Origin of the sequence: Pseudarthrobacter sp. NPDC058362 (assembly GCF_042723515.1) — a bacterium.
In the GTDB taxonomy this organism is placed as follows: domain Bacteria; phylum Actinomycetota; class Actinomycetes; order Actinomycetales; family Micrococcaceae; genus Arthrobacter.
Genome location: NZ_JBHXIW010000004.1, coordinates 37319 through 50506, shown reverse-complemented (window position 1 = coordinate 50506; position 13188 = coordinate 37319). Strand labels below are relative to the sequence as shown.

At 67.4% G+C, this 13188-nt stretch carries 14 protein-coding genes; 4 read left to right on the top strand and 10 right to left on the bottom strand.

What is annotated here, in order from left to right; all coding sequences use genetic code 11:
* Window positions 1-53 precede the first annotated feature (53 nt).
* The 5 genes from mutM to coaD form a co-directional block, all read right to left on the bottom strand.
* Entirely contained in the window at window positions 54-1004 is a 951-nt protein-coding gene (mutM, locus tag ACFWIX_RS09905) for a bifunctional DNA-formamidopyrimidine glycosylase/DNA-(apurinic or apyrimidinic site) lyase (protein WP_377215953.1), read from the bottom strand.
* 5 nt (window positions 1005-1009) lie between these two features.
* Window positions 1010-1702, bottom strand: coding sequence for a ribonuclease III (rnc, locus tag ACFWIX_RS09900; RefSeq protein WP_377215952.1), 693 nt, complete (start codon window positions 1700-1702; stop codon window positions 1010-1012).
* 20 nt (window positions 1703-1722) lie between these two features.
* Entirely contained in the window at window positions 1723-1926 is a 204-nt protein-coding gene (gene rpmF, locus ACFWIX_RS09895; RefSeq protein ID WP_009356569.1) for a 50S ribosomal protein L32, read from the bottom strand.
* 36 nt (window positions 1927-1962) lie between these two features.
* Complete coding sequence (locus ACFWIX_RS09890) at window positions 1963-2487, bottom strand: YceD family protein (RefSeq protein ID WP_377216185.1); 525 nt, start codon at window positions 2485-2487, stop codon at window positions 1963-1965.
* 123 nt (window positions 2488-2610) lie between these two features.
* On the bottom strand, window positions 2611-3111 hold the full coding sequence (gene coaD, locus ACFWIX_RS09885) for a pantetheine-phosphate adenylyltransferase (protein ID WP_377215951.1): 501 nt from the start codon (window positions 3109-3111) through the stop codon (window positions 2611-2613).
* A gap of 43 nt (window positions 3112-3154) precedes the next feature.
* Here coaD and ACFWIX_RS09880 point away from each other — a divergent pair, with 43 nt between their 5' ends.
* Both ACFWIX_RS09880 and ACFWIX_RS09875 read left to right on the top strand, forming a co-directional pair.
* The gene (locus tag ACFWIX_RS09880) at window positions 3155-4384 is read left to right on the top strand and encodes an aminotransferase class I/II-fold pyridoxal phosphate-dependent enzyme (protein ID WP_377215950.1); all 1230 of its coding nucleotides are present in this window, start codon (window positions 3155-3157) and stop codon (window positions 4382-4384) included.
* On the top strand, window positions 4384-5172 hold the full coding sequence (locus tag ACFWIX_RS09875; RefSeq protein ID WP_377215949.1) for a spermidine synthase: 789 nt from the start codon (window positions 4384-4386) through the stop codon (window positions 5170-5172). The genes ACFWIX_RS09880 and ACFWIX_RS09875 overlap by 1 nt, the downstream gene beginning before the upstream one ends.
* A 45-nt stretch (window positions 5173-5217) precedes the next feature.
* Here the strand turns inward: ACFWIX_RS09875 and rsmD are convergent, their stop codons facing one another.
* From rsmD to thiL, 4 genes are read right to left on the bottom strand one after another with little or no spacing between them, the layout of a single operon-like run.
* A complete protein-coding gene (gene rsmD, locus ACFWIX_RS09870) occupies window positions 5218-5823 on the bottom strand; it encodes a 16S rRNA (guanine(966)-N(2))-methyltransferase RsmD (RefSeq protein WP_377215948.1) in 606 nt (201 codons plus the stop codon).
* 60 nt (window positions 5824-5883) lie between these two features.
* Window positions 5884-8172 carry an ATP-dependent DNA helicase RecG gene (locus tag ACFWIX_RS09865; protein WP_377216184.1) on the bottom strand — a complete coding sequence of 763 codons (2289 nt, stop codon included), beginning with the start codon at window positions 8170-8172 and terminating at the stop codon, window positions 5884-5886.
* Between the two features lie 7 nt (window positions 8173-8179).
* Window positions 8180-9172 (bottom strand): DAK2 domain-containing protein, encoded by a 993-nt coding sequence (locus tag ACFWIX_RS09860; protein ID WP_377215947.1) that lies wholly within the window; start codon window positions 9170-9172, stop codon window positions 8180-8182.
* A 22-nt stretch (window positions 9173-9194) separates the two neighbouring features.
* Window positions 9195-10220 (bottom strand): thiamine-phosphate kinase, encoded by a 1026-nt coding sequence (gene thiL, locus ACFWIX_RS09855; RefSeq protein ID WP_377216183.1) that lies wholly within the window; start codon window positions 10218-10220, stop codon window positions 9195-9197.
* Window positions 10221-10459: 239 nt separating this feature from the next.
* Between thiL and ACFWIX_RS09850 the strand changes: the two genes are divergently transcribed.
* On the top strand, window positions 10460-10915 hold the full coding sequence (locus ACFWIX_RS09850) for a DUF3515 domain-containing protein (RefSeq protein WP_377215946.1): 456 nt from the start codon (window positions 10460-10462) through the stop codon (window positions 10913-10915).
* 129 nt (window positions 10916-11044) lie between these two features.
* Entirely contained in the window at window positions 11045-12022 is a 978-nt protein-coding gene (locus ACFWIX_RS09845; RefSeq protein WP_377215945.1) for a hypothetical protein, read from the top strand.
* 16 nt (window positions 12023-12038) lie between these two features.
* Here ACFWIX_RS09845 and ACFWIX_RS09840 read toward each other — a convergent pair whose 3' ends face one another.
* Window positions 12039-13187: a D-alanine--D-alanine ligase family protein gene (locus ACFWIX_RS09840; protein WP_377215944.1), complete on the bottom strand. Its 1149-nt coding sequence runs from the start codon at window positions 13185-13187 to the stop codon at window positions 12039-12041.
* Between the last annotated feature and the right edge of the window lies 1 nt (window position 13188).

The window sequence follows — 13188 nt, the reverse complement described above, 5'->3', positions numbered from 1 at the left end:
ACACCAAATCTAACCCGGCGGACCTCCCGGCCGTGGGATGCGCAGGCTTTCCGCTACCAGCGTCCGTTGCGGGGCCGCGGCTGGCAGACCGGGCAGGTGTGCGACGACCGGTTCATAAACTGCTCACGGCGGATGGTGGCGTTGATGCCGGCGGCCGCGCACCGGTGGCAGGGCTCGCCGGTGCGGCCGTAGGCGTTCAGCGACCGATCGAAGTAGCCGGAGGCGCCGTTGACGTTCACGTACAGCGAGTCGAAGCTGGTTCCGCCGGCGGCGAGGGCATCCGTCATGACGTCCCGTGCGGCGGCCACCAGCCGTTCGGCGTCCGCCCGACGCAGGGTGTCTGTGGGCCGTGCATAGTGCAGGCGCGCCCGCCACAGGGCCTCGTCCGCATAGATGTTCCCGATTCCGGACACCAGGCCCTGGTCCAGGAGGGCCCGTTTGAGGCCGGTTTTGCGCCCGCGCAGCCGGCGGTAGAACAGGTCGAAGGAGAAGTGCGGGTCCAGCGGATCCCGGGCGATATGCGCCGCTTCGGCAGCGATCAGGGGCAGGGGGCTTTCCGCCTGCCCGCCGGGGCCGCCGTCGTCTGTTGGTACCAGGTCGGTGACGAAGAGTCCGCCGAAGATCCGCTGGTCCACGAACCGCAGCTGGCCCGGCATGCCGGCGACCGCACTGAGGCGCAGTCGGACCTTCAGGTGTTTTTCGTCCGGGACGCCGGCGTCCTGCATCAGCAGCTGCCCGCTCATGCCCAGATGCGCCATCAGGGCCACCTCCGGCCGGCTTCCCCCAGGCGTCTCCCCATCCACGAGCGGAAGCCACAGGAACTTGCCCCGGCGCACCACATCGGTGACGGTGGCTCCTTCAAGGTTCCCCACGAAATCCGCAGGACCTGCGGCGTGCCGCCGGATGGACCGCGCATCCAGCACGTCCGCCGCTTCGATGGTGCGACCGCGGACCCAGGTGGCCAGGCCGCGGCGCACCACTTCCACCTCAGGGAGTTCAGGCATGGCCGTTACTGGGTTGCGCCGGCGCCGTTGAGGGCGCGCCACGCGTCAGCGGCTGCTTCCTGCTCCGCTTCCTTCTTGGAATGGCCGGAGCCCTTGCCATACGCGGTACCGCCAACGTGCAGCACCGCGGTGAACGTGCGGGCATGGTCCGGCCCGGTGCCGTCCACGGCGTAGTTGATGGTGCCCAGCTGCCGGCTCGCGGCCAGTTCCTGGATGCTGGTCTTCCAGTCCGTCCCCGCGCCGAGCGCAGCGGCGTCCTTGAGCAGCGGCCCGATCAGTCGCATCACCAGCTGGCGGGCGGTCTCGATGTCGTTGGAGACGTAAGTGGCGCCGATCAGGGCTTCCATGGTGTCCGCCAGGATGGACGCCTTGTCCTTGCCGTGGGTCAGCTTCTCGCCCTGGCCCAGGTAAATGTATTCGCCGATGCCCAGGCTGCGGCCGATCCCGGCCAAGGCTCGGGTGCTGACGACGGCGGAACGGCGCTTGGCGAGTTCACCCTCAGGCAGGTCCGGATTGTCCCGGTACAGGGCATCCGTGACAGAGAAGCCCAGGATGGAATCCCCCAGGAACTCCAGCCGCTCGTTGGTGGGGATGCCGCCGTTTTCGTAGGCGTAGGAACGGTGGGTCAGCGCAAGACGAAGCGTCCCGGCGTCAATAGAGACACCGAGACGCTTCAGAAGCTCTTCAGTTGAAGACATCGCGTCAGCCTGGCGGCCGATTAGACGTCCGCGACCTTGCGGCCCTTGTACTCAAGGAACAGCGCGGTGCCAGCCGAGTCGGTAACGACCTTTGCCTGGTGCGGCAGGCTGTAGGTGACCTGGCCGTTTTCAACGGTCTTCACCAGGTGGGGTGCGGTCGCCTTCCACTGCGAGCGGCGGGCGCGGGTATTCGAGCGAGACATTTTCCGCTTGGGAACAGCCACGGCTAACTCATTTCTCTCTAGACAAACACGTACAAATCAATTTTGCCGGTCAGGCTTAGCCATATCAGCTAGGGCAGCCCAGCGAGGATCAAGGACCTCGTGGTGGTGCCCCGGCTCGTCTTCCAGGCGAACTCCGCATTCGGAGCAAAGGCCCTGGCAGTCTTCCCGGCACACCGGCTGGAACGGCAGCATGGTCACCACTGCGTCCCGCAACACCGGTTCAAGATCGATTACATCGTGCTCGACTCGACGTTGCTCTTCATCTTCTTCTCCATCCGAAAGCTGGACGCCTTCGTAGAAGAAAAGTTCTTGCACATTGACCTCAAGGTCATACGCAAGGGGATCCAGGCATCGGCCGCATTCACCAGTTACTTCGGCGAGCGCGGTTCCTGATACCAGAATTCCTTCGTGTACGGCCTCAAGCCTCAGGTCCAGCTCGATGTCCGAGCCTTCCTGAACGCCAATGAGCGCCACACCAAGGTCACCTGGTGCGGGTACATGTTCCTTCAGTGTCCGCATGCTTCCCGGACTGCGCCCGAGGTCCTTGACGTCGAACGCCAGGGGCGAACCAGCATCTCTTTTAATGAGAACTCCTGTTGAACATATGACCGACGTACCATCTTAGCCTGAAGAGCCGCAGGGACTCAAACCAGCAAACCGGCGGCGCCGAAGTACCGGTCAAGCCTACCCGTTCGGCCGCTGATCCGCCGCAGGCGCGCCCGCGGACATCCGCCGCAGCACCGAACGCGGCACGTAATCGGAGATGTCCCCGCCCAGCCCCGCAACCTCCTTGATCAGCGTTGAGGACAGGTGCAGGTAGTGCGCCTCCGCGGGCAGGAAGACGGTCTCCACGCCGCTGAGCTGCCGGTTCATGGTGGCCATCGGCAGTTCATAGTCGAAGTCCGAGGAGGACCTCAGGCCCTTGACGATCGCGGAGACTCCCCGCTGCCGGCAGTACTCTGCAAGCAGCCCCTCCCCGACGGGTTCCACCACGATGCCCTTAAGTGAAGCCAGCGTTTCCCGTGCCATTTCCAAGCGCTCGGGCTGGGTGAACCGGTACTTCTTGGCAGGATTCGTGGACACCGCAACGATGACTTCGTCGAAGAGGCCCGCGGCCCGGGCGATGACCTCGAGATGGCCGTTATGGATGGGATCGAAGGATCCTGGGCACACCGCTCGTCTCATGCTCCGAACCTACCGTATGGAAACGCCGGGATACCATGACTGGATGCATCCAGCAGCGGAACTTTCCCCCTCCACGGAGCCTGCTCCCTGGCAGCGCACGGCCCTCGGAGCCAACCTTCTGTCCCCGGACGGCGGCCTGGGCGTCACCATCTTCGAAGAGATGACCACCCTGGCCGCGAAGACCGGCGCCATCAACCTGGGCCAGGGTTTTCCGGACGAGGACGGTCCGCTGGAAATCCGCGAGGCCGCCCGCGCTGCAATCGCTGCCGGAGCCAACCAGTACGCGCCCGGCAAGGGTATCCCGGAACTGCGCGAAGCTGTGGCGGCACACCAGCAGCGTTTCTATGGCCTCACCCCGGACCCGCAGGCGGAAGTGATCGTCACCACCGGAGCCACCGAAGGAATCGCGGCCGCGCTGCTGGCCTTCTGCCGGCCGGGCGATGAAGTCCTGACGCTGGAGCCCTTCTACGACTCCTATGGGGCAGTGATCGGGCTCTCCGGCGCCACCCACGTGACTGCTCCCCTCCTGGCTCCCGACTTCATGCCGGACATGGCGGCGCTGGAGGCGGCCTTCAGCGAACGCACCCGCGTAGTGCTGCTGAACAACCCGCATAACCCCACAGGCGCTGTCTTCCCGCGTCACGTGCTGCAGCGCGTCGTGGACCTGGCGGTCAAGCACGGCAGCATCATCGTCACGGACGAGGTGTACGAGCACCTCACCTTCGGCGCCAGCCACATTCCAGTGGCCACCCTGCCCGGCGCGGCCGGGCGAACGCTGACCATCTCCTCCGCCGGAAAGACGTTCTCGCTCACGGGATGGAAAATCGGCTGGCTGACGGGGCCGGAAGATCTCGTAGCTGCCGTCCGGACCGTCAAGCAGTTCCTGACGTACAGTTCCGGCACCCCGTTCCAGGCGGCCGTCGCGACCGGCCTTGCGCTTCCGGACGCGTTCTACGACGGCGTTGCGTCCACCTTGGCGCGGAAGCGGGACATCCTGGGCGACGGCCTGAGGGCAGCCGGCTTCGAGGTCTTCTCACCCCAGGGAACCTATTTCATCAACGTGGACACCGCCCCGCTGGGCATCAGCGACGCGGTGGACCTTGCCCGCCGGCTACCCGCGCTGGTGGGCGTTGCAGCCATCCCTGTGCCGGTGTTCTGCCACGATGAAGGCGCACGCCGCACCCGCAGCCTTCTCCGTTTCGCTTTCTGCAAGAAGGTGGACGTCCTGGAGGAAGCCGCCGGACGGCTGGCCACCCTGGGCGGAAAGCTCTGATGCCGGCGGGGACCGACATTCCGGCCTCGCGGTTCCTTCGCGGTGCGGGCCAGCATGCGTCCATCGAAGCCGACGCTTTCACCGAAGGGAGTTTCGTGCTCAGCATCGGCGGCGCGGAGCAGTCGCACGTGAATCTCGCACGCCCGGAGGAGATCTTCTACGAGTACCTCCGCCGGATCGGCCACCTGGTGGATCTTGCGGCCCCGGCAGGTGCTCCCCTGCGCGCCCTGCACCTGGGTGCCGGCGCACTGACCCTGGCCCGCTACATCCAGGCAACCCGGCCAGGCTCGGAACAGTACGCGGTGGAGCTCGAACGGGAGCTCCTGGACTTCGTGCTCCGGTACCTGCCGCTGCCGGACGGTACGGAACTGCACGCTGTCACGGGCGATGCCCGCGCCGAGCTTGCCGGGCTGGACCCGGAGCTCCGCTTCGACGTGGTCATCCTGGATATTTTCTCCGGTCCCGAGGCCCCGGCCCACCTGGCCTGTGCCGATTTCTACAGAGAGGTGCGCGCGCGGCTGAACGCCGCCGGCATCCTGGTGGTCAACGTTGGCGACGAGCCGGGCCTGACGCTGGTGCGCAGCCAGGTTGCAGCCATGCGCCAGGCTATGGCTGACGTGGCCGCGGTTGCCGAGGCAGGCATGTTCGAGGGGCGCTATCCGGGCAACATCATCCTGGCCGGAACCCAGACCGCATGGCCGGCGGAATGGAGTGTCCAACTGGCAGCACGCGGCCCCCACCCGGCCCGGGTCCTGACAGGCCCCGACCTGGACCCGCTGGGCGGCTGACCGGCCGGAGGGTCACGTGGGCGGCGGAAGGATCGGGACTGCCTGTCAGGCTTGCGGCAGGTCGTCGCCGTCGATCGCGTCAGGCACCGCGGGTTCAGCGAACCAGAGCCGCGTCTCTCCGTACTTCTTCTCCGCAAAGCGGGCCATCCCTCCGGGCCACTCAGGTTCCGGTGAACGGGATGACCGTTCCACCACCACCACAGCACCGGGTGCCAGATGGGCGGAGAGCTTCTCAAGGACCGCCGAGAGGGCCACTTCGTCCAGCGGGTATGGCGGATCCAGGAACACCAGCTCCCAAGCTGCTGCCTCCGGAACGCGGTCCAGGAACGGCTCCACCTTGGACCGGTGCACAGTCACGGCCTTGCGGCCCACGATCCCGTTGATGAGGTCCGCGTTCCGCTGGCACACTCCGCTGGCCTTGGCGTCGGACTCTACAAGGTCCACCGCCTGCGCCCCCCGGCTGGCACTTTCGACGCCCAGCGCGCCGGAGCCAGCGTACAGGTCCAGCACCCGCGCGCCAGAGATGACGTCAAAAGCGTCCAGCCGGGAAAACAGTGCTTCCTTCACCCGGTCGGTGGTGGGCCGGGTGAGGGACCCGGGCACGCCCGTGAGGGGCATCCCGCCTGCCGCCCCGGCAACAATCCGGCTCATCGCCGGCCCCTTCCGGCAGCACGGCGCACCGCACGGCCAGCGGCAACGGCCGGCACCCTATTAACCGCGTTCAAGGAACGCCTCCTTCTCGGGGTTGAGGTACTTGTCGATGGCGTCCGCGAGCGCCGGATGCGCCGCGAGGTTCGGATCAAGCGCGACGATCCGGTGGGCGTCGTCGCGGGCCCGGGCGATCACATCCTCGTGTTCCAGGACCCGCAGCAGCTTCAGCGTGGACCGCCCGCCGGACTGGGAAGCGCCCAGGATGTCGCCTTCGCGCCGCAGCTTGAGATCTTCCTGGGACAGTTCAAACCCGTCCGTGGTGGCCGCAACGGCGTCCAGGCGCCGCCGGCTCGGGTGCCCAGGTTCCAATGCGGTGACCAGGAGGCAGGTGCCGGGCAGGCCGCCGCGGCCCACCCGCCCGCGCAGCTGGTGCAGCTGGGAGATGCCGAACCGGTCAGCGTCGAGGATCACCATTAGCGTGGCGTTGTGCACGTCCACGCCCACTTCGATCACGGTGGTAGACACCAGGACCTTGATGCGGTTCGCGGTGAAGTCCGCCATCGCGGCCGACTTCACGGCAGGGTCCTGCCGGCCGTGCAACGGGGCCAGGGGAACACCGGCGAGCGCGGGTTCCTGGGCCAGCTGTTCGACGACGGCGGTCACCGAAGCGAGCTCCCGGGCAGGACCGTCGTTGTCCAGGTCCGCCCCTGCCGGACCCCCGCCCAGAGGTTCCGCTTCCCCCGGGCTGAAGTCGCCGTCGTCGTCCGTTCCGATCTTGGGGCACACGACGTACACTTGGTGGCCCGCGTCAACCTCTTCACGTGAACGCGACCAGATGCGCCCTGCCCAGCCGGGGTTTTCGGCAAGGCCCACCACATGGGTGGTGATTCCGGCGCGGCCGGCCGGGAGCTCGTCCAGCACGGACGTTTCAAGGTCGCCGAACACGGTCATGGCCACGGTCCGTGGAATGGGCGTGGCGGTCATGACCAGAAGGTGCGGCGGTTTGCGTGCCTTGGCGCGCAGGGCGTCGCGCTGCTCCACACCGAACCGGTGCTGCTCATCCACCACGATCAGGCCGAGGTCGTAGAAGGAGACGTTGTCGCTCAGCAGGGCGTGGGTGCCAATCACAATCCCTGCCGTGCCCGAGGCCGCGTCCAGCATGGCCTGCTTGCGGGCTGCGGTGGTCATGGATCCGGTAAGGAGCGTAACCTGCACAGCAGGGGCGCTGCCCAGGCCGCCCAGGAGCCCGTCGCCGGACAGCGGACCGAGCGTGCGGCGGATGGATTCGTAATGCTGGGCTGCCAGGACCTCCGTGGGGGCCAGCAGGGCAGCCTGTCCCCCGGCATCCACCACCTGGAGCATGGCCCGGAGCGCAACCACGGTCTTGCCCGACCCCACTTCACCCTGGAGGAGCCGGTTCATGGGTGAATCCATGGCCAGTTCGGCGGCGAACGTTTCATCTACCGCGGCCTGGCCGGCAGTGAGCGTGAACGGCAGGTTGGCGTCGAATGCCGCGACCAGCCCGTCCGGGACGGGCTTCCGCGCGGTGGCTTCCTCGGCCGCGATCTGGGCCCGGCGGCGGGCCAGCGCGGACTGGAGCACCAGGGCTTCGTGGTAACGCAGGCGTTGGCGCGCGCGCTTCCAGTCGTCTGCGGACGTCGGGGCGTGAACCAGCCGATAGGCCTCCGCCAGCGGCATAAACCCTTCCCGGGCCGTGACATAGTCGGGCAGCGGGTCCGGCAGGGCATCGAGGTCCATGGTGTCCAGCAGCGCTTCCACGGCCTTCTGTATTTTCCAGCTGGGCAGCTTGGCCGTGGCCGGATAGACCGGGATGGGCATGGCGGCCAGCTTTTCGGCGTCCCCGCCCCCGGCCATGATCGGGTCCTCGTCCAGGACGAGGTAGTCCGGATTGGTCAGGCCCAGTGCGCCCTTGAAGCTGGTCACCTTGCCGGAAAACAGCGCCCGTCGTCCCGGCAGGAGATCGTTCCTGGCGCGGAACCCATTGAAGAAACTGATCTTCAGCGTCCCCGGGACCTTCCCGCGGTAGTCGGTGCCTCCCACCAGGCGGAGGCCGGCCTGTCCGTCGTCGTCCGAGACCACCACGTCCGTGATGGAGCCCTTCCGCTGCACCATCTTCCGGGTATTGCTGGAAAGGACACGGGCGATGAGGGTGACTTCCTCGTCGCGGGGAATTTCATTGATGGGCGTCAATTCGCCGCGGGTCAGGTAGCGGCGGGGAAAATAGGTGAGGAGCCCGCCCACCGTGGTGATGCCCAGGTTCTTTTCAATGACCGCCGCGGAGCGGTTGCCGATGCGCCGCTCCAGCGCCAGGTCCAGTTCAGCGGTCATGCCCAGTTCAGCGGTCATGCCCGTTGGCGAGGGAGTCCACCGTGCCCGCTACAGGCTCCCGGGGCAGCGCGAGTTCGCTGACGCTGATGTTGTCCGGATCACCCAGGGACCGGATGGCTTCCACTGCAGGTTCCGCGTCCGGGACGTGGACGTGCACCCGCCACCGGTAGTTGCCCTCCGGATCCGCGCCGTTGCCCACCTGGCTCATGATCACCGACTCGCCGATTTCGTCCAGGCGCTGCCGCAGGGTGGCGGCGTTCAACGGCGACAGGCTGATAGTGCACATGACTTCGACGCCGTCGTCGTCCGGCATGTCCGTGTGGATGTGCGGGTCCTGGACGTCGTAGCCGTGGAGTCCGTCCAGCAGCTCACCCTGCAGTTCCTCACCCAGCACCGCCGAGCGCAGGCAGTCCAGGATCAGGAGCATGCCCACTCCGCCGGCATCCACCACGTGGGCACTGGCCAGCGCGGCGAGCTGGTCTTCGGTGTGGACGACGGCGGCCAGCGCACCTTCCACGGCGGCGTCCAGTGCCAGCCCGAGGGCGTGGTTGCTGTCATCGCCGTTCTGCCCGGCGTCGACGGCGGCGGCTGCGCGCGCCGCGGCCTCCATCACCGACAGCATGGTTCCCGGCACGGGGTCGCTGAGGGCGGACCAGGCGCGGATCTGTGCCCGGTTCAGGGCAGCGGCGAGCAGGGTGGACGTCAGCCGGGTGTGCCCGGCCAGCGGTTCGGCAGCGGCAGAGAGGAAGACGGAGAAGAGCGTCCCCGAGTTTCCGCGTGCTTCCTCCATGGCGGCCCGCCCCGCGACGGCCAGGACTTCGCCCACGTCCGCCTGCGCGGCCGTAGCATCGTCGCAGGCCAGTGACCGGGCGGCGGCCCGGACGGTCAGGTATAGGTTGGTGCCGGTGTCCCCGTCCGCCACCGGAAAGATGTTGATGGCGTTCAACCGGTCGCTGTGGTTGCCCAGTGCCGTCTCAGCCTTGCCCAACCACCGCTTCATCGCTTGCGCGTTGGCGGTTACCTTAGTGTGCAAAATGATCCCATCCCCGGGTGCCGGCGGGCCGGCCCGCTATCGTCACGCCCGGGCCGTCCGTACGTCCGGGTGCTTGTATCGAGCCTATCGCAGCGAATCCCTCCGGCAGCTGAACACCGGCCGGGAATGTGGCCAGCAAGCCATGGTCCTCGCCGCCGCCCAGTACCCACTCGCGGGCATCTGTTCCCAGGATTTCCGCCGCCGGTGCGAGCACTGCTGCGAGGGCGTCCAAGGCTCCGGGTTCAAGGTCGACGACGACGCCGCCTGCCGTGGCCAGGCGTAGTCCCTCGCGCAGGAGACCGTCGGAGATATCCATCATGGCCGTCGCACCGGCCTGCCGGGCCGCCGGACCGGCTGCCAGCGGCGGCCTGGGCCTGCTTTGGCGCGAGGGGAAGACCTGCTGCGCGGGGCTGAGCTTCGAGGCCGGAATGTCGGATTCCAGCAGCGCAAGGCCTGCCGCGGCGTGCCCGGCAGTACCGGCCAGGGCGACGGTGTCCCCCGGCTGCGCGCCGGAGCGAAGTACTGGCCTGCCGCCGTCGAGCGTTCCAATGACGGCGGCCGTCACTGAAATCTCCCGTCCCCGCCCGAGGTCGCCGCCTGCCACGGAGCAGCGCTCCGCCCCGAGTTCGCGGACCGCTGCCACCAGGCCGTCGGCGAGGTCCTCCACCCAGGCAACCGGGGTATCCGGCGGCAGCGTGAGGCTGACCACCAGGGACGTGGCCGCGGCGCCCATGGCATTGATGTCGCTGAGGTTCTGTGCCGCCGCCTTCCAGCCCACGTCGAACCCGGTGGTGCGGTACCCGTTGGGCCATTCAAGGCGGAAGTCCTGGTCCTGGACCTGGGTGTCGATGCTGATGACCGTCCTTCCGTCCGGAGCTGCGATGATGGCCGCGTCGTCCCCGGGGCCCAGCAACGTTGCTTCCGCATGGTGCCCGGGCAGCTCGAGCCGGGGGAAGATTCGGGCCAGAAGTTCTGGCTCGGAGAGGCGGGAAACGGTGAGGGCGGAGTCCGGCATGGCGGCAGCGGACTCGGCCACCGAACGGGATCCGCCGGTTTGGCGCGTGGGGTTTTCAGGCACGCTCCTACGCTACAGCCAGCCTCCGACAGAGGGGGCCGCAGGGCCGCACGAAACCCCGGCCACCGCGGAATTGGCACCGTCTTCCGGGAACCGGGATGATGGAAGGCATGCGAGCCCTCTCCCGATTCTCCGTGTCCCTCCCGCGCGGAAGGACATCCGCGAGGGCTCAGGGAACTATGGCGGCATTGTGTTGCGGACTGGTACTGGCCGCCTGCTCCCCGGCTGTAGACGTCCCGGCCGCCGCGGATGCCGCCAACCCGGCCTGTGCGCCCATGATGGTGGCGCTGCCTGATTCCCTCGGGGACGCGAAGCTGCGCAAGACGAACAGCCAGGCCACTGCGGCGTGGGGCGAGCCCTCACTGGTGATCCTGCGGTGCGGGGTGAACGTTCCGGGACCCACCACGGACCGCTGCGTCACCGTGAATGGAATCGACTGGCTGCTGAAGGAAGGCGACCCCGTGTGGACGCTGACCACCTATGGCCGGTCCCCTGCCACCGAAATTCTGATGGACCCGGATAAGATCAGCTCGGCCACCGTCCTGGCTGAACTGGCCAATGCCGCGGGCAAGGTCCCGGCGAAGCGCAGCTGCATCGGCCAGGAGGAACTGCAGAACCTGCCGGACAGCCAGTAAGCGCCGGGCACGGCACTTAGGGGCGACTACGGGTCGTTGACAGAAGTCACTGTTGTCGACAGTATTGCGCGCAGGATGGGCGTCAGCCCGAATTCGTGGGGGATGCGGGGGCAAACGATGCGTTGGCGTGTGAGCAGGAAGGGTGGTCGGCGACCGGCCACGTCAAACGACCCTGTCACTGCGGCGATCGCCGCATGTGCGGCCGGCGGGCCGCTGATCGCGCGCCACCCGGACATGGTGCCGGGGATCGAGGAGCTGCCGGAGTGGATTGACGTGCACGACTCCGACGAGATTGACGGCTTTAACACGGTGGTTTGGTTCGACGACGAGATCAGCTCCTGCTGCGATGCCTACGACGACGGCCTGGACCAGGCGCTGGCGGACCAGGCGGGCATCGAGGACATCCTGGCGGAGGATCGCGAGGTGGTCTACCTGCGGACGAAGCTGGCTATTGCTGACGTGAAGGCTGCGGTAATCCGCGCTGTCGTTGAGGTAAACCGATCCCCCCGGAAGCCCGCACCCACCGGCGTGCTTTCGAACGATACGGTCGACAGGCTGGCGTCCGGGGTGCTGCCCCTGCTCGGGCAGGCGGGATTCGTGAACAAGCCGACTGGGCCGCGGTACTTCTACCGTGAAGGCAGCGAGGGCTTCGTCCAATCCATCGCGCTCGCGCCCGGCGCAGGCACTTCCGGCGACGGCACCAGCTATGCCGGACTCGTGTGGGTGATGTCCGGCACGCACGTGCCCGGTTTTGGCCGGGACGTCCCCTCGAGCCCCGACCGCGTGGCGCCGGTGCACTGCGGCCAGCCGGCCTACCACTGGGTCGCACCGACCGTCGACGCGCTGACCCGGTTATTGCACGACGAGGTGTTGCCCGTTCTCAACCTGACGCGCGGCCGCGCTGAGTTCGCTGCCTGGGTCGGCGGCGATCCAACGAGGGTGCCGGTGCCGAACCATCGACCGACGTATGCGCGACTCTTCGCGCAGTGGGGCCTGACCGATCAGGCGGCCCGCGTGGTGGACCACATCGACGAACACGAGCGGTCCCTGCGGCTTCACCCGGACACCGTCAGGGCCCGTGAGCTCATCCGGGACGCGCGGCCGTAGCCCCCGCCGGCGGGGATCAGCGCAGGCCGGTTTTCCGGTTCAGCGCCAGGTAGATCAGCTCGTCGATCAGTTCTGCGTAGTCCAGCCCGGAGGCCGCCCACATCTGCGGGTACATGCTCTTGGGCGTGAATCCCGGCATGGTGTTGATCTCGTTGATGATCAGGTCGCCACTGGCCGTGTAGAAGAAGTCGACCCGGCTCAGGCCTTCAGCCCCCACTGCGTCGAACGCGGCTGCGGCAAGCTCCCGGACCCGGGCGATGGCTTCTTCCGGAATATCTGCCGGGCAGCTAAGCGCCGCCGCCCCGTCCTCGACGTACTTGGCGGTGAAGTCGTAAAACTCGTGGCCACCGCCGGCTACCGAGATCTCGCCGGGCATGGACGTACGCGGAGCATCGGTGCCGCGGCCTTCCAGAACGGCGCATTCGATTTCACGGCCCACGATTCCGGCTTCAATAACCAGCTTGAGGTCGTGCCGGCGTGCTTCCTCGATGGCGGCATCGAGGTCCGCCAGCGAGTCCACTTTGGAGATGCCCATCGAGGAGCCTGCCCGGGCCGGCTTGACGAAGACGGGAAAGCCGAGGCGGTCCACCTGCTTGCGGACTAATTCGGGATCGTTGCGCCACTGCCGGTCAGTCACGGCGACGTAGGGACCGACCTGGAGTCCGGCGGCCTCGAAGACCACCTTCATGTAGTGCTTGTCCATGCCGACGGCGGAAGCCAGTACGCCGGCACCCACGTACCGGGTATCGGACAGCTCCAGCAGGCCCTGGATGGTGCCGTCCTCGCCGAACGGTCCGTGCAACAGTGGAAAGACCACGTCTACGGTGCCAAGCTCCGTCGGAACCTCGTTGGGCGCTGCCACGATCAGCTGGTGTTCGCCGCCGATCTCCGCAAGTGTCACGGTGCGGTCCGATGCTTCAACTTCGGGCAGGGACGCCGAAGCGAGGGACCACTGGGCGGTGTCGCCGGAGGCCAGCACCCACTGGCCGGATTTGGCGATCCCGATGGGAATGACGTCGTACTTGTCCCGGTTGATGGCGCCGAGCACGCCTGCTGCCGTGACGCAGCTGACCGCGTGCTCACTTGAGCGTCCGCCGAACAGTACGGCGACACGGGGCTTTATCCGGCGGTCTGGTTCATCTGCCGGCAGTTGGTGATGGGACATG